Here is a 21,086-nt window from a genome sequence, read left to right on the forward strand (position 1 = left end):
TTGTACGACCGCATTTTCAGCACTAATAATCTTCCATAGCGCTAAAAGCAAATCTCTTAATGCAATGTGATTATTACGTGGCAACAGTGCTAAACACTTTGCTTTTGCTATGAGATTATTACGTGGCATCAGTGCTAAACACTTTGCTTTTGCTATGAGATTATTACGTGGCAACAGTGCTGAACACTTTTCGTTGTGGTCACACCACCCTTTATCTGCGCGTACAAGCGATCAGCATTTGTCTCATTGCTTATATGCGCACAAGCTATGTACTACTAGTATCAAAGCTGACTTCTAGGAGAGTCTATGATCCCTTACAGCACCCAATGCATCAATGATGAGGACATCAAGGCTGTTGAACGAGTCTTATGCTCTGACTTTTTAACTTGCGGCCCAAAGGTTGCCGAGTTTGAAGATAGTCTGTGCAACTACACTGACTCAGACTATGCTATTGCCACCTCAAGTGCTACTGCAGCTTTGCACGTTACCATGATGGCTATGGACGTTGGTCCTGAAGATGAAGTATGGGTATCAGCCATCAGCTTTGCCGCTTCAGCTAACTGCGCCCGCTACTGTGGTGCTACTGTGCGTTTTATCGATGTAGATAAGCACACTGGCAATCTTGACGTAAACAAGTTAGCTCAGATGCTCAAAGATGCAGAGCAAAACAATAAGCCACTACCAAAGGCTGTAGTTGCAGTGCACCTCTCTGGCCGTCCTTGTGAGTTACGTGCTCTGCAAAACCTTAAGCAGCGTTATGACTTCTACTTAGTTGAAGATGCCTCCCATGCAATTGGTGCAACCTATGAGGGCAACATCATTGGTAAGGCCATCTTCTCTGATGCAGTTATCTTCTCTTTCCATCCAGTTAAGATCATCACCACTGCAGAAGGTGGCGCGGTTTTAACTGACAATCGCAAAATTGCTGAGCGCGTACGCTTACTCCATGCTCATGGTATCACTCACGATACTGCACTCATGGAGCGACCAAATATGCCAGCTTGGTACTATGAGCAAATTGATCTTGGCTACAACTACCGTATGTCAGATCTGCAAGCTGCTCTTGGCGTATCACAGCTTGCTCGCATCGACAGCTTCCTTGCTAAGCGTCGTCAATTAGCTAAGGACTATGAAGAATTACTCGACAAGTCCATCATTACTCTACCTGTTGCTGATACTGAGGGTTACGAGAGCTCTTGGCACTTATATCAGGTACAAGTACCTCACCGTGATGAGATCTACAATACCCTCCGCTCAAAGGGTGTAGGCGCACAGATTCACTATCTGCCAATCTATCGTCATCCTTACTATCAAAAGCTCAAGTACAACGAATTACTTGAAGGTGCCGAGTACTTCTATCAGCATACCTTAACCATCCCGCTCCATCCTAAGATCAATCGAGTAGATCAGAGCATGATTAGCTCTATCATTGCAGCTGCTTTAGATAAGATTGGCTCCTAAAAAATAGCTTAGGCATTCAAAAACTTGTTAGGCCCTAGATCCAATCTAGGGCTTTGTGTATTTATGCCCTATTAGATCTAGGCACTTTGATTACTAGTTCTTATGATCTGGCAGTATTCTCATAGTGATTGAGAGCAATTAACAGTTAGAAATTGTCTGCGCTTAGGCGTATGACATGAGTCGTTAAGGTTGACCTTATGGATAAGAAATTACTTGCAGTTATTCCAGCACGTGGTGGTTCAAAGCGTATTCCACATAAGAACATCAAAGATTTCTTAGGTAAGCCACTTATTGCCTATACCATTGAGGCGGCAAAAGAGTCTGGCATCTTTACTGACATCATTGTCTCTACTGATGATGAGGCAATAGCATCAGTTGCTCGTGAGTATGGTGCCTCTGTGCCTTTCTTACGTGATGCGGTACTGTCCAATGACTTTACTGGCACCGGTCCTGTAGCTAGTGATGCCTATCTCAAGATGAAAGCCCAAGGCAAAGACTATGATGCTATTTGCACTATCTACGCTACTGCACCTTTACTAACAGCTAAGCATTTAAAAGAGGCCTATGAGATCTTCAATAAAGATCATGTCGACTACCTCTTCTCATGCTGCGAGTTCCCTTTCCCATTCCAACGAGGCTTTTACAAAACTGAAGCTGGTGCTCCTGATCCAGTTATGCCTGAGTGCATCCCAATGCGCTCTCAGGATTTGCCTAAGGCCTACCAAGACGCTGGTCAGTTCTATTTTAAGTCTATTGAGTACACCTTGTATGAAGGCCTAGACGAAGCTGAGCGTGCTAAGCGCGATCCTTACAAAGACTTTGTCTGCCGTCTGTACGAAATGCCTCGCTACCGCGTTATTGATATCGACACTCCAGAGGATTGGGAATACGCCCTGATCCTGGCTGAGGCTATTAAGAAGCTCAATTACGACTAAATAGCGTTACCTATCATTCCAGCGCCCGCTCTAGAGCAAATTACTATCTGTAGCACTGATTACTCTTGCTCTGGCAGGTGCTGATATCGCGCCAAAACTTAGACTTCACCCTACTCTTGCACATTAGTATTTTTTAGGAGATCCATTTGTATGGAGAGAGATACCTTGCCCGTCATTGGCGTTATCTTACGTGCTAACTCCTCAATTGGAACTGGCCATCTCATGCGTATTCGCAGCCTCTTACCAAAGATCAAGAGTAAGGCCTATCTACGTCTGTACGTCTATGCTTTTGATAAAGCACTCTTACCTATGTGTAATGATTATGACGAGGTGCTGGAGTTTAAGTGCAAAGAAGACATCTTTAGCTATCTAGCTGAATCTTATACAGGCGCATCTGCAGCAACGATTCATCCAGACTACCTTATTGGCAAAAGTGACATTGGCAACTTGCCTAAGGTAGTGATCATTGATGATTATGCAATTGATAGCTCGCTTGAGTCATTGCTTTATGAGCACTGCAAGATCTTTGTAGTTGATGATCTCTATGATAGACATCATCAATGCCATATGCTCTTAGATCAGACTTTAATCACTCATGAACGTGAGTATCAAAAGCTGTGCCATAGCGACTGTGAGCTTTTGCTTGGCTCTCAATACTCTTTAACCCAAGAGCGTTTCTATCCAGAGTTTTACGATCTTAACTATCAAAGCCCATGTACTTGTGGAGCCCATCAGTTACAACTTAACTACCGTGCACTCTTAGGTAAGGATGCATCTTCGATTTCATCGCTTGCTAAACACTGCAGCTGTTCAGATGGTCAGGCGCTTCCTTTTGAGCGTATCTTCATTAGCTTTGGTGGTGCTGATCCTGTTAGTGCCTGTTTACATCTTACTGACACTATCATCAAAGGAAAGCTCTACGAACAATACTGCTTTACCCTGCTTGCCGGTGCTGCCAATAAAGACTATGACACCATAGTGGAGCGTGTACGCGTAGGCATACCTAAGCAATATCAACAACACTTTATACTGCTGCACCATTGCTCTGATGTTGCTGATTTACTCTTTAAGCACGATGCGGCTATTGGCGCATATGGCGGCATGTTCCGTGAACGTATTGCCTCAGCTATTCCAACAGCTGGAGTAATGATTGCCGACAATCAAAAAGGCGCTGATGTCGTAGTCGAACAAAATGATATTGGCCTAACCCTGAGCCTTGATGAGCTCAACGATATTACTGCCGTATCTAAGGCACTCAAGAAGCTCTCTAGCCGCTCTCAAGAGTTCACTAACAACTGCCTTAAGATCTACGATGGCAAAGGACTTAAGCGCATTGAAGAGAAAGTCCTCTCCTTACTTAACGCTTAGCTTATCTAGCTAAACTTACTTGTCTTAGCACAAACCAACATAACTAATGGGTTGTAGCTGTGCTTAGCCATGAGTTAATGGCTATAGGCGTGCCTAGCCATGCATTATCGGCTTTAGCCGTGCTTAGCCATGCGTTAACGGCTTTAGCCGCCCCCATCCATGGCTTAAATGGCTTTAGCCGTGCCTGGCCATGCGTTAATGGCTATAGGCACGTTTGGCCATGCGTAAATGGCTTTAGCCTTGTGTGTCCATAGTGAGCGGCAACTGCCAATTGATAGGCGTCTTGCCGTGGGAGAGCAAATAAGCATTGGCCTGAGAAAAGTGGCGGCAACCAAAGAAACCATTGTAGGCAGAGAGTGGAGATGGGTGAGCGCTTTCTAAGATGAGGTTATTGTTTCTATCGACGCTCATGCATTTAGCTTTGGCCTTAGCGCCCCACAGAAGATAGACCACATTAGAGCTATGCTGATTGATGCGTGAGATCACCTCATCGGTAAACAACTCCCAGCCACGTTTAGCATGAGAGAGTGGCTTACTATCTTGAACCGATAAGATAGCATTTAATAAGAGCACACCTTGCGTTGCCCATGGGGTTAAGCAGCCATGCTGGGGAATCACAAATCCTGGAATGTCAGATTGCAGTTCCTTATAGATATTCTGCAAAGATGGTGGGACTTTGATACCTGGCTTTACCGAAAATGACAATCCCATGGCTTGTCCCATTTGATGATATGGGTCTTGTCCAATAATGACTACCTTAAGATCTTCAAAGGCTGTGAGCTTAAAGGCATTGAAGATCTCCTTTCTTGGAGGATAGCAAGCAATGCCTGCTTGGACATCAGCGTCATATGCATTTAAAGCATTCTTAAAGTAATCAGTCTCTTTAAGATCACCAATTATGTCATGCCAGGTTAATGCCATTTAATCACGTCCTTATTAATCCATAAGATAGTGCTGTGAGTATTGCCAGCCGTTTGCTGTATTTAGTGCATTGCAGCTATCTTTGCCATGCACTTTGGCTCTTTTAATACAGGAGCTAGAGTTCTTGTGGTGCATAAGCAATGTATTTGCTCTGGCAGCTAGCTACGTGCTCATGGCAAAAGATTATACAGATCTTTAGATGGACTCAGCACAAACAAAAACAGCCTCAAGTTTTAACCTGAAGCTGTCTTTAATGCCTAATCCTTAGGCCATGAAGCAAAGCTAGTACTTCTTTGCTTTAAGATGCAGTATTGTGTTGATTACTTCTTCTTAGGACGCTGGCGTACGTGGAATGCAAAGCCACCAATCTCTTCTTTCATGTAGGCAGTAACCAGATTGCCCTTAGCATCGTACATGAATAGCTCTGGATCGAACTCAACACCCTTACGGCTAAGCATAGCTAAAGCACGAGTAAGATCGCGAGTATCAACACAGATGTGACCATTTTGACCTACGAATGGACGCTTCATGATCTCAACGAGATTGCCTGAGAAGATAGCAAGTGGGGTCTCGAAACGGCCTGACTCAAAGAGCTCATCGATACGCTTGTGAACAGCGTTAGCATTCTCTTCGGTACCAGCATTGATACCAACGTGACCAACGGTGAAATCAAATACCTTGCTCATGATCTCACGGCAGGTTGCCTTAACACCTTCCCAATCCTTTTCCTTAACTAACTTTGCAGGAGGAACAAAAGAACCACCAACAGCAGCTACATTAGGCAGGTCGAGGTACTCGGTTAAGTTGTGCATACCGATGCCGCCAGTTGGTACAAACTTGATACCGCTAAATGGAGCAGCAAGATTCTTTAAGGTGTTGATGCCACCATAGGCCTCAGCAGGGAAGAACTTAACAACCTTAAGACCATAGTTCATAGCTGCTTCAATATCAGAAGGAGCTACAGTACCAGGGCATACTGGAATTTCGTTCTTAACACACCAGTCAACTACCTTCTCGTTAAAGCCTGGGGTGATAATGAACTGACCGCCATTGTCTAAGGTCTCTTTAGCCTGATCAACAGTATGAACGGTACCAGCACCTACCATAATCTCAGGAACTTCAGCTGCAATACGCTTGATAGACTCAGCACCTGCAGCAGTACGGAAAGTAACCTCGGCAACTGGGATACCGCCTTCAACTAACGCACGAGCTAAAGGTACTGCATCATCAGCACTGTCTAAAGTTACGAGTGGAACGATACCGTACTCACTAATGCGCTCAAAAATTTCAGACATGATTATTCCTCTGCTGTCTATTCTTAATAACTGCTCCGTGAGCTAGCAACACGCACAAAACAGCATTGTTCTGCAATCTACCTAAGTTTAATACAACTTTGAGGTCTAGCAACAAAGCAGAATGCAACTATTGGATCAATGCAACACAACCATGAGTGTATCACCCCAATTTAAAGCATTGATTAAGCAGTGCTATGAGAGTTTGGTGCAAAATATCTCTCATTAGAGTAGATACGCACACAAACTTACATGGTTCTTATTGACTGTGATAAGAAGAATTAATGCTTAAAGAGCAACGCGCTTGTGGCTTTGCATAAACTCTTTAAGTTGCTCTTGAGTTGGCAATCCCTCGTTATCGCCAGCAAAGGTGCATTGAATAGCACCAATAGCCGCACCACGCTCCACAGCCTTTTCAAGGCTTAAACCTTCCATAAGACCGGTGATAACACCGCAAGCAAAGCCATCGCCCGCGCCTACAGTATCTACGACCTTATCAATAATAAAGCCAGGTACCTTGTACTCATTATCACCTTCACGCACTAAGGCACCATCAGGACCTAGCTTGGTGACGACCATACGTGCGCCTAATGAGCGGTAGAAGTCATTGATCTTAGATGGGTCTTCGCTACCGCATAAGATCTTACCCTCACCACAACCTGGCAGTACTAAGTCAGCATAAGAGGCCAGTTCGTTTAAGGTCTTAACCATAACCTCTTGAGATGGCCATAACTGCGGACGTAAGTTAGGGTCAAAGGAAATAAACAAACCAAGCTCTTTAGCTTTTTTAATGAGAGCCATCATGGCTGCGCGAGTTGAATCAGTCAGCGCTGGGAAAATGCCGGTTAGATGTACATAATCAAACTTGCTAAAGTCGATCTTCTCAACATCAGATGCATCTAAGGTAGAGGCGGCAGATCCTTTACGGAAATAGAAGATCTCAGGATCACCCTTGCTTACCTTGCTTTTAAGCATGAAGCCAGTGGTGTTAGTATCTGAGGTCAGTACATTGGAGCTATCAATCTTATTGGCAGTTAATGTATTGGTGATACGAGTGCCAAAAGGATCGTTACCTAGCTTAGTTAAGTAGGAAACAAAATGACCTAAACGAGCAGCGCCTGTAGCTACGTTAAACTCTGCACCAGCCACAGCAAGCGTAAAACCTGCAACGCTATCTAGAGATCCCTCGCTTTGAGCTATTAACAAACCCATTGGCTCGCCAGCAAGCAATAAGCCCTTTGCCATAATGACTCCTGTACTTTGCTCTAATACTAGTCGTTATCTTTACGTATAAAAGTGCTCTTTGTAAAGCATATTGTCATGCTACGGCACCTTAAAAACGGCACATATATCTAATGTGCTCGAGTTTAGATTACGCTGCATAATAACACTTGTAAACTAGTATACAAGTGAAACGAAACCAATCTCACATTTTTTAATCCAATGCTGATATATAAGCGAAAAAGCGTATGTCTTCAAGCTACTAAAGGCCGCTCGCTTACCACTAGTTATTGGCAGCTTAAAAGCACATATTTATGCCATTTCGTTTAGAAGCATAAGTAAAAAATGCACCTTTATGGATCCATAAGGACAACCTTGAGTATGAATAAGTGTACTTTTGCATGAGCTAACGCCAAAAAATGAACTTAAAGAATTGAGCAGCTGTATAACTTTGGTAAAATCTCAGACTAATTGATGCTAGACTATCTAGCTCAACACAGTTAGAAACAACTGATCCGTTGTACTTAATGAATGCTCATACTTTAAGCATTTCGTTTGGTACACATCTTTCTAACTTTCACCATTTATGTGTTCTCAAAGCATGTGCTTTGCGATCAAAACGTTCATAATTCAGGAGCCCTTGGATGAACACTTCAAATCCGGCAATGGGTGTGCTTGATAAAGCCGCCTCCGGTGCTTATAACTTTGGCGGTGTCGGCGAAGTCGCTACCGTTAGAGGCGCTACCACTAAGGCCATTTTGCTTGTTGCACTGACCTTTGTTGTCGGTTACTTCAGCATGCTCTACAGCTTTGGCTACATGTTCCAAAACGGAGCTACTCCAAAAGCTCTGTTAATTGGTTCAGTCATTGTTTCTGTAATCATTGCCTTTGTCACTATCTTCAAGCCACAGTACTCTAACTTCACTGCTCCAGCTTATGCTGTTGCAGAAGGTGTTGCTTTAGGCTGCATCAGTGCTACTTTTGAACTCAAGTACCCAGGCATCGTATCTACTGCTGTTATGTCCACTTTCGTAGTGGTATTAAGCATGTTAGCTCTGTGGAAGTTCAAGGTAATTGTTCCAACTGCTCGCTTCCGTGCTGTTATTACTGGCGCTGTTGTTGGTGTTGCTATTTTATACACCCTCAACATCTTATTAAGCCTCTTTGGCTTCAGGCTGCTGCCAGATAGCGGCCCAATCTCCATTATCATTTCCTTAATTGTTTGCACCATTGCTGCTTTCAGTTTAGTACTTGATTTTGAAATGATTGGTTCTTGCGTTGAAGAGCATGAGCTGCCTAAGTACTTCGAGTCTTACTGCGCCTTCTCATTACTCGTAACTATCTGCTGGCTCTACCTTGAGATCTTAAAGCTCTTATCCAAGCGCGAGTAGTAGTTACAAAAAGCTCAGCACACTAACAAGAGTGCCTAGCTTTACAAGAATGTTTTAATTCTCAAAAGCCCCCACTGGCCATCCTTTGGGGGCTTTTGTTTGCCCGCCTCAAAGCTAAAGTACGCACATACACATAAAGAAAAAAAATCCAAGCTCCCCATAAACCACATAAGCTAGACAAGGTCCAGTAACAGCTCATAGCCTCAACCGTGCAATGCCACTCCGCTACATATGAGCACGATGCATCGCAACGCATGCATATAACTAAGATACCGTGAAACACATGCACATGCGCATGGTATGCATATAAGCACGATGCAGCAAAACACATGCATATGAGCACGGTATGCATATGAGTAAGATGCGGCGTCATTTGTTGCTAATAATGGGTTCTAAGATGGTGCTAGCGATGCAAAAAGGTTCATACGTTGCCTAAAATAGTGCCAATTAGGGCTGTTTCATTGTAATGATGCAGTCTTTCACCTAAGATTAATGCACTATAGTAAGTACCAATAGTATTAGTACGAGGAGAGTACATGCGCGATTTACTTGATTGTCGTGACGCGATTGATGAGATTGATAGCAAAATCATTAAGTTACTGCAGGAGCGACAGGCCGTTGCTACCGATGTAGCAATCTACAAGCTCCATCACGATCAGCGCATTGTCGATAAGCAGCGAGAGGCCCAAAAGATCGCCACTTTAATGGATAGAGCAACTCAAAGCGGCATATCTCCAGTCATGATCCGTGAAATCTATGAAAAGATCATGGCTCATACTGTATCTTATGAGCAAAGCTATATCGTAGATAAGATCAACGGCAAAGACATCACCCGCTCGACCTCTGTTGCCTATTTAGGCACCAAGGGTACTTACTCCCATTTAGCTACACAGCACTACTTTGCAAACTACTCATCGCGTATGGAAGAGCACTCTTGCTCCTCTTTTGACGAAATTGTCTACAAGGTTGAGAGCGGTGCTTGCGAGTACGGTGTGCTGCCAATTGAAAACTCCAACTCAGGCTCTATCAATGAGGCAGTGGACACGATGCAGTCCATGAATGCCTTCATCACCGGTGAGATCTTCTATCCAATTGATCACTCCTTGCTGTCAGTAGTGCCTCCTCCAAATGGCGAAAATGATGCCTTTGACTTTAAGACCATCAAGACCATTTACTCTCATCCTCAGCCAGTAGCTCAATGTTCTAAATTCATCAAGGAGCATTTAAGCCACGCTAACATCGTCTATACTGACTCCTCATCTGAGGCTATGAGCATTGTTAAGCAGCAAAACGATCCATCTGCAGTAGCTCTTGGTTCTAAGCATGCTGCCTGCTATTACTCACTCAATTCTTTAATTAGTGATATTGCAAATAACAAGAATAACTACACTCGCTTTATTATTCTTAGCAAGACTCCTGTTGATATTCCATCAACTATGGCAGCTAAGACCTCCATTCTCTTTAGCACCAAGAAGTACACTCCAGGTTCTTTAATCGCAGTGCTCAATGAGTTTAACGATGCCAAGATTAACTTAACCAAACTCTACTCTCGTCCTTTAGAGGCTAAGAATCGTGATGCTTGGGAAGAGATCTTCTTTGCCGATGTTGAGGCCAACCTCAACACCACCGCTATGCAAAACATCATGCAAAAGCTCAAGGACTTAACTGGCAACCTCAAGGTCTTAGGTTGCTACCTCTCTGCCGAGCACGAGCAGATCTAAACTAATTTTACAAACCATGGCTAAAGGCACGATCTGTCCTTTAGCCTTGGTCATATCTTTAATCATCTTGCTCAATCCTCATCCCCGTAATCGCCCGCGCATAGTATCCTGTCCAGCCTCCATACCATAGCCCATGGAGATAGACGGCATCTTCAAAGATTTAGCCTCGCAACGCAAACCGTAGCTCCAAACAAAGAAATACGTAGCTAATAAGCATCAACACCATACAGTTGGGTATCAGACAGGCATACATCAGATAGATATCGTAAGCCTCACCACCTCAAAAGTAATCTTAGTTAGCATCACTAAACGTTGTTTAAGACTTAGCCGCTCAACATCTTTAGCTTAGCCAAACACGATTTATATCGTGTTTTAGGAGTTTATTTGCACTTAAGGTGAAAATACTTGTAAGGGTGTTATGCTAATGATGAGTCTTTTGAACATCGAGATCATTAGGAGGATGTGATGGGCAAAATCTTCAAGAAAGGATCGACCTTTTTAGCTTGGATTGTTCGCATGTCGCTCATCAAACGCTGGGCTCTCATGCATTGCTTTCGTTCTGAAAATGTCTCTGAGCACAGCCATCAAACTGCTGTCATTGCCCATATGCTCGCGATCATTAAAAATCGCCTGTTTAACGGCAACGTCAATGCTGAGCGCGTAGCAGTACTTGCCCTGTACCATGAGGTATCTGAGACCAAGCTGCAAGATCTCAACTCCAAAACTAAATACCTCAATCCTGAGTTTACTAAGCAATACAAGATGATTGAACATCGTGCAGAGCTTGAGTGTGTGAATACCTTGCCAGAAGAGCTAAGAGAGGATTTTCATCATCTGATCGTGCAAAACGAAGCTGATCATGAGCTCAAAGAAATCGTAAAGGCTGCAGATATTCTCTCAGCCTATATCAAGGCCAACGATGAGCTACGCTTTAACAATACTGAGTTTACCCACGTAAAAGAAGGCTTAGATAAAGTGCTAGCTGACTACTGTCAGCGTATGCCAGAAGTACAGTACTTTATGGATAAGTTTGTTGCTCAATGCTGGGCTACTGTAGATCAGCTTGCTGGTATGGACTCAGACAATCAAGCTCAATCCACTGATCAGCAATAAGCACTATTGAACACATACTCTTGCAATGCGCTTAATGGGCTACGATGTTGAGATCCATCCAAACTATGAAGACGATTCATGGCGTACGATGACTGTGAGTTTGATGATAAAGTAGCTAAGAGTGTTTTGATTAAGACAAAGCAGTTTTCTATTAAAAAATAATCATGGTGCTATATGGATGCAATCAACTACTTCAGAATAAAGCTACAAGAAAAAGCCCCTGACAAAGGCATAATTATATTTATTGGGGAAATGAACGGGCGTTTGTATTACGTACTTGAATATACTGAATATGTTGGCGTCATCGGGTTGCCTCAAATTATTGAGTGCGACCCAAATGATAGGGAAACTGTAAGAGTTCTATGCGATATGGAGCTTTACAACAAATTAGCCGAAGAGTTCCCTGATAAATTCCAAGATGATGACCCTGAAGTTTTATAAATTTCGGACAAAGACATCAAAGATATTACCTAAAACATTCTTTCGTGCCTGAAGAGACTCATTCGATTCAGCCTCTAAAACGGACAATCATCTTTCCATTGCCACATTACAGTTAATGATGCCGTGTGCATCTGCTATAGCTCTAGTTACTGGATATCAGCTTGAGCTAGATAGTAGCCTCTATTTCAAGAGTTTTGTTGTTTTTCCTGCATTTAGGACGACACGGCAGGGTCTTTTTTGTTTGCGCACTACTAGCTCAATGATACTTACAGTAGATGCCAATGCCAGAGGTTGCCTTATTAGCAATGGATGCTTGAGGCATTCAACTGTTAGCATTGGGCCATGAGTATTAGGCTACTCAGGCTAGGCTAGGTGCACTAGGCTAATGAGCGCAAATAATCGTGAGCTGTGAGGTAAGTGTAGAGCTTCTTGAGTACGTGAGATGCTCTCTTAGCATCCTCTTCAATAATAGCTTGGATGAGCTTATTGTGGAGGGTCAGAATAACCTGAGTGGAGATGGTAGGCTGCAGTGATGAAACTGCATTTTGCAGACGTGCAATACCCTCTGTTACGGTCTTCTTAACAAACTCATTAACGATATTGTTAAAGATCATGGTGTGGAACTCAAAGCAAGCTACTAAGAACTCAGCTTGATTAGTAGCTGCTAAAGCACGCTGATTTTCTACAGCGGCAGCTAATTGCTTGTCCATACCTGAAAAGCACTTATTGAACTTCTTCATCTCAATGAAGATAGCTGTTGGAGCTACGATCTTGAGAAACTCAAGAATCTGCACGATTTCCTTTTTGACAGCTAAGTTCTTACCAGTGCCTTCGAAGATTGCATCTTCGTGTAACTCAGAGATAACAAAAGTGCCAACACCCTGCTTGGCCTTGAGCACATTCAGAGCTGATAACTGCATAATGGCGCTGCGCAGAGAAGTACGTGACACGTTAAGACGATCACGCAGCATATTCTCTGATGGAATCTTACTGCCTACAGGCCATTTGCCGGTGCTGATCATGCGTTTAATGTAGCTTACAATTTCGCTTGAAACCGCATCTTGGCGCACGCGCTCTGACATATAACTCTCCACGCCTGATAGTCAGTACAGGCAATCGTTTAGCAAATAAGATGAGCTTCGATGCTTTTAAAAGCAATTACTTTTGCAAGCTCAACATCAAATTTGCAATCTAATCCAACACCGATGCTGCTAAATGATTAAGCCATCGCACCACTGCTTTTAATGTCAAACAATGGTCAATGATGCTTAGCATCGTGTCCACCATGACAACCATACAGCAGCAAGGATGGAAGTTAACTGCTAGTCTGACTACAACTAGTGCCAAGCTAACTAGTCCTCATGCTCACTTTTAATAAGCATGTAACCACTTATGTATGTTTGGTAGCACACACCTAAAAGATCTTAAGCCATGCCATCACGCCTTTGCGCATAAATATGGCAGCAAATTTACAAGCACCTAAACTTATCTACAAGTGCTAGATAATGTCTGTGCTTTAGTAAAAGATATGGCATTCTATCCAAAAAACTAGGCAAATACAGCATGCATCAGCACTAAGATGCAAAATTATCTTGCAACAAGGTATTTTCTTGTTCGTATGGAGCGTTTTGCGCCAACAAAGCGCTTAAATCTTCGCCTTATTTAGCGCCCTTGCGTAGATTAGCTAACTACACTTTAGCTGCTCAAAGAACTGTAGCTTGGCTAACATTTTTAGAGCTGTTGCCTTTGCTAAAGATTTGATAGTGCCAATACCTTTGCAAAAGACTTGATAGCGCCAATACCTTTGCCAAAGACTTGATAGCGCCAATACCTTTGCAAAAGACTTGATAGCGCCAATACCTTTGCAAAAGACTTGATAGCGCCAATACCTTTGCAAAAGACTTGATAGTGCCAATACCTTTGCAAAAGACTTGATAGTGCCAATACCTTTGCCAAAGATTTAATAGTACTAAGGCATTAGCCAAAGATTTGCACAGTATGCTTGATTTTCATTAAGGGGTATGTGATTTAATCGACATATCGAGGCCATCTTTGATGCCTCAAAGCTTTTATTCCATCTAAGATCACGTTTTGCCCACCCAAATAAAGGCCTAAAAGCCATTAAAAGCTCAAGATCTTGTATTACATTATTCGTACTTGAGTCTGTATTTCATTGTTCTTACTAATTTGCGCTCATAAGGTAAATGCTACTTTCAAGCTTTGTCTTTTGACCATGTAGCCTAGCGCTTGGCAAAAGATCTTAGATCATCACTTAAGTCTTTGTGACTATGTGTGATCAAAAGATGCTATAATTAACGTTTGCACAAACAAAATACGTTAGCTACCTAGGGTAGTTTGCGTATCTCATTACTTTCTATTAAAAAGTAGCTCTCTTTGCCGCTCGCCTGTACTCAGCGTCTCGTCTTATTGCGCTGAACGATTAGTGTTTCAATTTGGCGGCACATTCTTAAATGAAGCTAGATTAAGAGCGCTCAGGCGCGTTCTCAAGTAAGTTAGAACAGGATAAACAAGCCACCATGCCATTTGATGCCGGTACTTCTCAGCGTGATAAGCGCTCAAGCAAGTCACGTACTTCCACCTTTAACAAAACAGAACGCTCTAACACTCCGAAAAATCGCTCTGATCGCCCTAAGTCATTTAACAGCAAGTTTGTAAAGAAGACTTCTTCTACAAACTTCAACAAGGGAGCGAAAGTATTTAGAGAAGATGCTCCAAGTGGCGAGCAAGTACACTTTAAGCCTCACTTTACCGATCACGACAAGCGTCACTCTGACAATACTCATGCAGAGCATGGCACTCGCTCATTCAATAAAGATCGCTCCAAGCGCTCTTTTAACGACGGTGTTGACAAGCAAGGACGTAGCGAGCGTTCCTTTTCTAACCGTCGTGAAGGTCTTAACAAGGGTAAAGATGGCAAGAAGATCGTAGTGCCTCGTCGCAAAGAGATAATCAACGATAAGATTCCAAGAAAGCCAGGCTTTACTACTTTCCAGATGCGCTTAGTACAGAGCATTCTTAACTCTGCTTTAGTAGATAAGAAGCCGCTCGATAAGTCTTATGCCATGTGGTTTGCTAAGGTAAAGATCCCTGCAGTAGAACAAGGCTTTGTGATTCGTCACATCAACGCCATGTTCCGCCGCCTGTCTTTTTATGCACACGTTGCAGGCTTAAAGCGTCCATCTGACTTTGAGCGTCACGTAAACCGCCTCATTCTCTCTTATTACGCAACTGAAGGCTGGCCACTGCCTGAGCTTAATGCCGAAGGCTTTGACCGTACTGGCCTTAAAAAGCGTATTGAAGAGGCGATTGCACACCCACTTTACAATGAGGGCTGTCCTTTCTATCTTGAAGAGCTCTGCTCCCGTGAGCTTAAGGACAAGTGGCCAGCTGAGCGTAAGGCTTTAGGCGAGGCCGCTCCACGTTTTATCCGTGTTAATACCCTTAAGACCACTCGTGACGAGCTTGCTGCAGCTTTATCAGAAGAAGGCGTAGTAACTAAGTCAGTTAAAGGTGTTCACACTGCACTTGAAGTTACTTCTAATGCTGCCTTATTCCGTACCCTAGCTTTCCGCGAGGGTAAGTTTGAGCAGCAAGATGCTGGCTCTCAGTTAATCGCCCCATTCTTAGAGGTAGCTCCAGGTATGCGTGTTATCGATACCTGCGCTGGCTCTGGTGGTAAAACTCTGCACTTAGCTGCCTTAATGAATGGCAAGGGCTCTTTAATTGCCATGGATATTGAGGGCTGGAAGTTAGATGAGCTTAAGGCTCGTGCACGTCGTGCTGGTGCTTTTAACATCGAAACTCGCGTCATCGACTCAACTAAAGTCATTAAGCGTCTGTATGGTCATGCCGATCGTGTGATTATCGATGCTCCTTGCTCAGGTTTAGGCGTGCTACGTCGTACCGCTGACTCTAAGTGGGCCGATATTCAGCCACGTTTAATTGAGCTTAAGAAGATTCAAGCTGACATTCTTGAGCGCTACAGCCGCATGGTCAAGGTTGGCGGTAAGGTGGTTTACTCTACTTGCTCAATCCTGCCAAGCGAGAACGAAAAGCAAGTTAAGGCATTCTTAGCCAATCACCCAGGTGAGTTCGTTCTTGAGGCTGAAGAGCACATTTGGCCATCTTCTGGCTTTGATGGCTTCTATATGGCCCGTCTGCGTCGTCTTGAGACCTTCGATGCAACAGCTGAGGCAAATGACGCTAACGACACTACCTCAAGTGCACCAAGCTTAGAAGAGTCAGATAATGTAGCTACCGCAGCAGTAAATCCTGATAACACTCAGGCAGATGCTGCCAGAGCTAATGACACTGTAACCGAGCCGGCAGATGCAGCTACACAAGCTGATAATGCAGGCACTGCTAACAGCACTGAAAATGCAGGCACTGCTGACAGTGCAGAGATTGGCAAGCAGGACTAGAGCTCAGCTTGCTTAAGTAAGCTAAGTTAGCTCGTAGGACATGAAAAAAGCCCCGTAGTGATGAACTATGGGGCTTTTTTCTTGGATAAAGAGTGCTAATGGCAAACTACTTCTTGTCTGGATCAAGACCAGAGAAGCCTAAGTTTTGCTCATCTAAAACTAAGATTCGCTCCATCTGCTCATCAGAAAGCTCAAAGTCAAAGATATCCATGTTTTGCTTCATACGCTCAATCGTAGAAGACTTTGGAATGGATGGAATGCCAAGCTGATTAACAAAGCGCAGACATACTTGAGCTACAGTACGATTGCACTCTGATGCAATGGCCTTTAATACGTCATTGTCAAAGACACGTTGACGACCCATTGGGCTCCAAGCCTCAGGTACAATTTCATTGGCCTGACAGAAACGCACTAACTCAAGCTGAGTAAATCCTGGGTGAATCTCTAACTGATTTACCATTGGCTTAACCTTGGTCTCCATCAGCGGCATAAGATGATGCTCTTTGAAGTTGGAGACACCAATGTTCATGATGTAGCCTTCTTCGTACAGCTCTGTCATGGCTTTCCAAGTTGCCAAATTGAGCTCATGAGCCTTAGGATTGTTGCTTTCACTTGCTGGCCAGTGAATCAGATACAGGTCAAGATACTCAAGATCTAAATCATTTAAAGTTTTAAAGAAAGCATCCTTAGTGGACTGATATCCCATATCGTCCTCTTTGACCTTAGAGGTGATAAAGAGCTCTTCACGATCGATGCCAGAGACAGCAATACCCTTACCCACCTCAACTTCATTACCATATAATGCTGCGCCGTCGATTAGGCGATAGCCGCATAAAATGGCATCTCTGACCAACTTGACGCACTCATCGCCGCCAGCTAATGCCCAAGTACCAAAGCCAATAGCTGGTAAGACGCCACGGCCTTTAAGCTCAAAGCCATTGTCATTTAAAAGCTGTGCTGCATTAATGGACTCTTGTGAAATTTGTGTACTCATAACTACGCTCGCCTCGTCAGATGACTAAGTCAACCGATCCTATCTTATGAAAACTACTTTTGTTTCCTCATGATAGCTTAAGACATAGCTATAAACGTTATGAGCGCTCATAAAGTGCAACATATGCTCAATAGCAGCAGACCTCAAAATGCCTACGGCTTGCAAGGATTAATCGCGTCCATAATGTAATCAGATGCAGTATCTGTGGAGCTTTTTTATCGTGAAATCTGAGTACTCAATGCCATGCTATATACTTGCTTGCCAAGGCAAAATGCGCTGGCTTTTTATAATTTGCATTGAAATTTATTAAAGCTACGCTTATGTGAGTGAGACGTTGTACTCATCTAGTCTTACACGTAAAAATATACTTCCATACAAGTGCAAACAATGCATGATTATTGAGCATTAGCGTCAAATCTAAGCTGCAACTAGGATCCAAGATAAGCTGTAAAATCTTATGTGATATTTGTCACAAAAAACTATTGCAAGCTCTTGTGAACGGTGGATAATATCCGACTTGACTTGTGCCATTTAGTGTAACCATTTCTACTTTGACAAGTCATACAATATACGGCCTAAACAATAGCAAACACGAGTTAAAGCTTCACGATTATATGCATATGCAAGTGCATGAGTACTGCCACTAGATGGTCGACTCATAAGACTTTGTGCACGCATGTGCGGTATATGAGATTGTGCATGATACTGTATTCACGCAAGTACGGTTTATGAGATTGTGCATCATACCGTGTGCACGCATGTGCGGTTTATGAGATTGTGCGTACCCATATGCATGAGACTGTGTTCACGCATGTTCATGGCATCGCCAAGATGTTAGTTATGGGGCTTTTTGCTTGTTTTGCTGTGTTTAACCATCGCTCAGTCCATCCACTGAGCACTGAGAATTTCGCCCTGCAGCACTGAGAGAATCTAAATGCAAACATTCGGCGCCAACACAAGAGGTAATACCACTATCTACGTTGCCATGTGTCTGTTGGTTTCTGCGGCCAACTCCATGTTCAACCCTGTGCTGTCACTATTTTTTAATACAGAGCTCAATTTCTCTCCACTGCAGATCTCCATCTTCTTTATGCTGCTGCCTATTGCCACAATCTTAATCGTACAGACTGTGGCTCGTTTTTCAGATATTGGACTGCAGCGTCCTGCTATTATCTGTATTGCATCGCTCTTTGGTGTAGCCTCGTCATATATGCTGTATATGCGACCAAGCTTTATCGTGCTGTGCACCATTGGTCTGCTGCTACTTGGTTCTTACACTGTTTCTTTCCCACAGATCTACGCCTCAGCTCGTGAGTATGCAGTTAAATACTTAGGTGGCTCGTTAATGTTTGCAACCTTCATGAGATCTTTGGCCTCAGTCTCTTGGGTAGTAGGACCACCAGTTGCCTATGGTATTGCTATGGGTTATAGCTTTAACACCCTGTTCTTAGTTACAGCTATTTCTTTTGCACTTATTTGCGTAACCTCATTTTTCTTCCTGCCAAGTGTCTTAGATAAGGCTGCAGTAGATAAATCCCGTCACATTAAGTGGTGGACCAATCGCTCTGTACTAGTGCTGTTTGCCTCAATCGGCTTAATGTTTACTGCCTTTTCATCCTATATCAACACCATGCCGCTCTACTTTACTCAAGAGCTCAAGTTAGATAAGGACTTACCTGGCTACATGCTAGGCCTAGCAGCTTTTATCGAAATTCCTTTAATGTTCTTAGCTGCACGTATTACCAAGACCTTTGGTATTAAGTACGTGATCTTAGTTGGTGGTATCGCGCTAGTTATTTTCTTAGTGCTGCTGTTACATCCTGGGGATACTAACTATTACCTCCTCATTACTTTCTTTGCAGCCTTGTATATTGCATTCGTTGCCACCATGGGCATGGTGTTCTTCCAAGAACTGCTTCCAGCCATCCCAGGCCAGGCTACATCCTTATACATCAACGCCTCGGTTTCAGGTCAGATCGCAGGTGGTGGCCTTATCTCACTTGCTGAGTCTGGCTCTTACACTATCGTCTATATGGTCGGCGCAGCTGTTTGTACTGTCGGCATCTTGCTACTCTTCTTTGTTAAGAAGCCAGATTCAGTAAGCTACTCATAAGCTGAGTAGATGCATCTTGTGTGTGAGTGCTAGTCATACAAAAGTATCTTGAATATGACTACCAGCAAGATGCTCATCTAGCATTTGATCGCCCCAAGAAAAAAGGAGCCAAGTGGCTCCTTTTTTTCTTGAGGCTTACTCAAGAATGATTTCTTGTGAATGGGATTACTAATCCCATCAACTAATCCCACCAGAAGTTCCAAATCTTGGATTTAGCAAGAATCTCTGCATATGAAGAGATAGTAACGCCTTCACGATCTTCAAGCAGATCAGGGCAGAAAGCATAGTGCTTGATAGCAAGATCTTTAGCCTCGGATGCAGCTACTGGCTCATCGAGCATAAAGTCGATACCATCGGCGCTAACTACCACTGGGCGAGCACCATATTTTTCAAACCACAGCTTTGAGATCACCTTAAGATCTTCATTGTTTGGACAAGCATTCCAACCACCCATAGGCAGCCATGCAAAGATCTCGTAGACCTTCTCAACAGGGATGCGGGCCAAGATAATGTGGTTAGTCATGGTGCTATCAAAATCCCACCATGTCATGATGCGATCTTCAGCCTCGGTATTGCCACCGCTTTGATTAATCATATCTTCAAAGACAGAAGGATCACCGAGCACCTCTTGAGTGATGGAGAGCAGATTTTGAATAGCCTCTTCACCATTATTAGGATCAGTCTCTAAAATACCGCGACGGTATTCAGCTATCTCGTCTTTGTCAAAGTCATAAACACGACCCTCATTAGTAGGATCAGAGTTCATAACTAAGGTCTCAAGCAAAGTATCTGAAGGCACTACAAATACAGGTACAAAATCCTTGCTCTGAGCGCTTTCCTCTCGTGCCTTTTCGTAAGCTTCCATAAGAGGGTCATCATCGATCATTGGCGCAAAATAAGTACAAGGACAATCAAGGTAGTTAACCAAACCACTTACCAATGCTCTCATTTTCTCGTCTGACATTGAACACCTCTCTTAGCTTTGCCAAAACACCAAAGCCTTAAAGCTTAGCGCATAATGCACGTACTTTTACAACGTCAATGCAAAAAAGAGCTTACTGCCCACTCTCTTATTAGCAAGGACATTGATACATACTTATATGCATTATTGATGATTGAAACTAGCTTACACCATGTTTTTCACGAATATGTGAGACATATCCGTCTTTATCCCAAATAAAATTATAAAGAACCCTACTTAGTGGCTCTAAGTGTGATCTAAAACCCTTTTGCAAGGTAATAGCATACACACAAGAGGGCAAGACAACAGATACTGTTTTTTTTTGTGTGGCATAAAAGTTAAAAAGCCCAGCATGCATGTGAGCATCTGGGCTTTTTGTAGGCTTAGACTATCAATCTAAAGCGCAGAAATATGTTTAAAGCTCTAGCAGCTTTTCATACTGCAAAAGCTACACAGTCCTAGAAATGACGACGTGGGCCACCGAAGTTAGGACGTGGGCGTGGACGACGTGAGTCACGTGGACCGAAGCGACGGTCTGAGCCTCTGTGATCATCAGCTGAACGACCTGGACGGTAATTGATGGAGTTACCGTTGATATCACCCTTCTCATGACGATACTCGCCTTCATCCATGTAGGAGAAATCAGCATCAATATTTAAGCTGTTTTCGGCACGATTGAAACGGTCATCATTGAACTTGTCATGAGGTGGAC

At 43.4% G+C, this 21,086-nt stretch carries 15 protein-coding genes; 9 read left to right on the plus strand and 6 right to left on the minus strand.

The window, feature by feature from the left end; all coding sequences use genetic code 11:
- Positions 1 to 306 precede the first annotated feature (306 nt).
- The 3 genes from pseC to RDO37_RS02580 all read left to right on the plus strand — a co-directional run bounded on the left by pseC (position 307) and on the right by RDO37_RS02580 (position 3,764).
- Positions 307 to 1,461: a UDP-4-amino-4,6-dideoxy-N-acetyl-beta-L-altrosamine transaminase gene (pseC, locus tag RDO37_RS02570; RefSeq protein WP_281709949.1), complete on the plus strand. Its 1,155-nt coding sequence runs from the start codon at positions 307 to 309 to the stop codon at positions 1,459 to 1,461.
- A 197-nt stretch (positions 1,462 to 1,658) separates the two neighbouring features.
- Positions 1,659 to 2,396, plus strand: coding sequence for a pseudaminic acid cytidylyltransferase (gene pseF / locus RDO37_RS02575; RefSeq protein WP_281709950.1), 738 nt, complete (start codon positions 1,659 to 1,661; stop codon positions 2,394 to 2,396).
- Positions 2,397 to 2,546: 150 nt separating this feature from the next.
- Complete coding sequence (locus tag RDO37_RS02580) at positions 2,547 to 3,764, plus strand: hypothetical protein (RefSeq protein ID WP_308498003.1); 1,218 nt, start codon at positions 2,547 to 2,549, stop codon at positions 3,762 to 3,764.
- A 234-nt stretch (positions 3,765 to 3,998) separates the two neighbouring features.
- Here the strand turns inward: RDO37_RS02580 and ung are convergent, their stop codons facing one another.
- The 3 genes from ung to RDO37_RS02595 all read right to left on the minus strand — a co-directional run bounded on the left by ung (position 3,999) and on the right by RDO37_RS02595 (position 7,222).
- Complete coding sequence (ung, locus tag RDO37_RS02585; RefSeq protein ID WP_308498004.1) at positions 3,999 to 4,685, minus strand: uracil-DNA glycosylase; 687 nt, start codon at positions 4,683 to 4,685, stop codon at positions 3,999 to 4,001.
- Positions 4,686 to 5,005: 320 nt separating this feature from the next.
- Entirely contained in the window at positions 5,006 to 5,980 is a 975-nt protein-coding gene (gene eda / locus RDO37_RS02590) for a bifunctional 4-hydroxy-2-oxoglutarate aldolase/2-dehydro-3-deoxy-phosphogluconate aldolase (RefSeq protein WP_308498005.1), read from the minus strand.
- A gap of 285 nt (positions 5,981 to 6,265) precedes the next feature.
- Positions 6,266 to 7,222, minus strand: coding sequence for a sugar kinase (locus tag RDO37_RS02595; RefSeq protein ID WP_027939677.1), 957 nt, complete (start codon positions 7,220 to 7,222; stop codon positions 6,266 to 6,268).
- Positions 7,223 to 7,842: 620 nt separating this feature from the next.
- On the opposite strand from RDO37_RS02595, the gene RDO37_RS02600 reads away from it, so the two are divergent.
- The 4 genes from RDO37_RS02600 to RDO37_RS02615 all read left to right on the plus strand — a co-directional run bounded on the left by RDO37_RS02600 (position 7,843) and on the right by RDO37_RS02615 (position 11,864).
- Positions 7,843 to 8,589, plus strand: a complete 747-nt coding sequence (locus RDO37_RS02600; RefSeq protein ID WP_308498006.1) for a Bax inhibitor-1/YccA family protein — start codon at positions 7,843 to 7,845, stop codon at positions 8,587 to 8,589.
- Between the two features lie 536 nt (positions 8,590 to 9,125).
- Entirely contained in the window at positions 9,126 to 10,310 is a 1,185-nt protein-coding gene (pheA, locus tag RDO37_RS02605) for a prephenate dehydratase (RefSeq protein WP_308498007.1), read from the plus strand.
- Between the two features lie 465 nt (positions 10,311 to 10,775).
- Positions 10,776 to 11,423: a 5'-deoxynucleotidase gene (gene yfbR, locus RDO37_RS02610; protein WP_281709954.1), complete on the plus strand. Its 648-nt coding sequence runs from the start codon at positions 10,776 to 10,778 to the stop codon at positions 11,421 to 11,423.
- Between the two features lie 174 nt (positions 11,424 to 11,597).
- Positions 11,598 to 11,864: a hypothetical protein gene (locus RDO37_RS02615; RefSeq protein WP_308498008.1), complete on the plus strand. Its 267-nt coding sequence runs from the start codon at positions 11,598 to 11,600 to the stop codon at positions 11,862 to 11,864.
- 377 nt (positions 11,865 to 12,241) lie between these two features.
- Here the strand turns inward: RDO37_RS02615 and RDO37_RS02620 are convergent, their stop codons facing one another.
- Positions 12,242 to 12,946, minus strand: a complete 705-nt coding sequence (locus RDO37_RS02620) for a FadR/GntR family transcriptional regulator (protein WP_027939680.1) — start codon at positions 12,944 to 12,946, stop codon at positions 12,242 to 12,244.
- 1,455 nt (positions 12,947 to 14,401) lie between these two features.
- Between RDO37_RS02620 and RDO37_RS02625 the strand changes: the two genes are divergently transcribed.
- Positions 14,402 to 16,306 (plus strand): RsmB/NOP family class I SAM-dependent RNA methyltransferase, encoded by a 1,905-nt coding sequence (locus tag RDO37_RS02625; RefSeq protein WP_308498009.1) that lies wholly within the window; start codon positions 14,402 to 14,404, stop codon positions 16,304 to 16,306.
- Positions 16,307 to 16,412: 106 nt separating this feature from the next.
- Here RDO37_RS02625 and RDO37_RS02630 read toward each other — a convergent pair whose 3' ends face one another.
- Positions 16,413 to 17,300: an aldo/keto reductase gene (locus RDO37_RS02630; protein WP_308498010.1), complete on the minus strand. Its 888-nt coding sequence runs from the start codon at positions 17,298 to 17,300 to the stop codon at positions 16,413 to 16,415.
- A gap of 934 nt (positions 17,301 to 18,234) precedes the next feature.
- Between RDO37_RS02630 and RDO37_RS02635 the strand changes: the two genes are divergently transcribed.
- Positions 18,235 to 19,413, plus strand: a complete 1,179-nt coding sequence (locus RDO37_RS02635; RefSeq protein WP_303073601.1) for an MFS transporter — start codon at positions 18,235 to 18,237, stop codon at positions 19,411 to 19,413.
- A gap of 181 nt (positions 19,414 to 19,594) precedes the next feature.
- Here RDO37_RS02635 and RDO37_RS02640 read toward each other — a convergent pair whose 3' ends face one another.
- Positions 19,595 to 20,377, minus strand: coding sequence for a DUF4253 domain-containing protein (locus tag RDO37_RS02640; protein WP_303073600.1), 783 nt, complete (start codon positions 20,375 to 20,377; stop codon positions 19,595 to 19,597).
- Positions 20,378 to 21,086 lie beyond the last annotated feature (709 nt).

Origin of the sequence: uncultured Anaerobiospirillum sp., assembly GCF_902485895.1 — a bacterium.
In the GTDB taxonomy this organism is placed as follows: Bacteria; Pseudomonadota; Gammaproteobacteria; order Enterobacterales; family Succinivibrionaceae; genus Anaerobiospirillum; species Anaerobiospirillum succiniciproducens.

Excerpts from the sequence above, each read along its gene's own strand:
- pseC (WP_281709949.1), top strand. The coding sequence starts at position 307 with ATGATCCCTTACAGCACCCAATGCATCAATGATGAGGACATCAAGGCT.
- pseF (WP_281709950.1), top strand. The coding sequence starts at position 1,659 with ATGGATAAGAAATTACTTGCAGTTATTCCAGCACGTGGTGGTTCAAAG.
- RDO37_RS02580 (WP_308498003.1), top strand. The coding sequence starts at position 2,547 with ATGGAGAGAGATACCTTGCCCGTCATTGGCGTTATCTTACGTGCTAAC.
- ung (WP_308498004.1), bottom strand. The coding sequence starts at position 4,685 with ATGGCATTAACCTGGCATGACATAATTGGTGATCTTAAAGAGACTGAT.
- eda (WP_308498005.1), bottom strand. The coding sequence starts at position 5,980 with ATGTCTGAAATTTTTGAGCGCATTAGTGAGTACGGTATCGTTCCACTC.
- RDO37_RS02595 (WP_027939677.1), bottom strand. The coding sequence starts at position 7,222 with ATGGCAAAGGGCTTATTGCTTGCTGGCGAGCCAATGGGTTTGTTAATA.
- RDO37_RS02600 (WP_308498006.1), top strand. The coding sequence starts at position 7,843 with ATGAACACTTCAAATCCGGCAATGGGTGTGCTTGATAAAGCCGCCTCC.
- pheA (WP_308498007.1), top strand. The coding sequence starts at position 9,126 with ATGCGCGATTTACTTGATTGTCGTGACGCGATTGATGAGATTGATAGC.
- yfbR (WP_281709954.1), top strand. The coding sequence starts at position 10,776 with ATGGGCAAAATCTTCAAGAAAGGATCGACCTTTTTAGCTTGGATTGTT.
- RDO37_RS02615 (WP_308498008.1), top strand. The coding sequence starts at position 11,598 with ATGGATGCAATCAACTACTTCAGAATAAAGCTACAAGAAAAAGCCCCT.
- RDO37_RS02620 (WP_027939680.1), bottom strand. The coding sequence starts at position 12,946 with ATGTCAGAGCGCGTGCGCCAAGATGCGGTTTCAAGCGAAATTGTAAGC.
- RDO37_RS02625 (WP_308498009.1), top strand. The coding sequence starts at position 14,402 with ATGCCATTTGATGCCGGTACTTCTCAGCGTGATAAGCGCTCAAGCAAG.
- RDO37_RS02630 (WP_308498010.1), bottom strand. The coding sequence starts at position 17,300 with ATGAGTACACAAATTTCACAAGAGTCCATTAATGCAGCACAGCTTTTA.
- RDO37_RS02635 (WP_303073601.1), top strand. The coding sequence starts at position 18,235 with ATGCAAACATTCGGCGCCAACACAAGAGGTAATACCACTATCTACGTT.
- RDO37_RS02640 (WP_303073600.1), bottom strand. The coding sequence starts at position 20,377 with ATGTCAGACGAGAAAATGAGAGCATTGGTAAGTGGTTTGGTTAACTAC.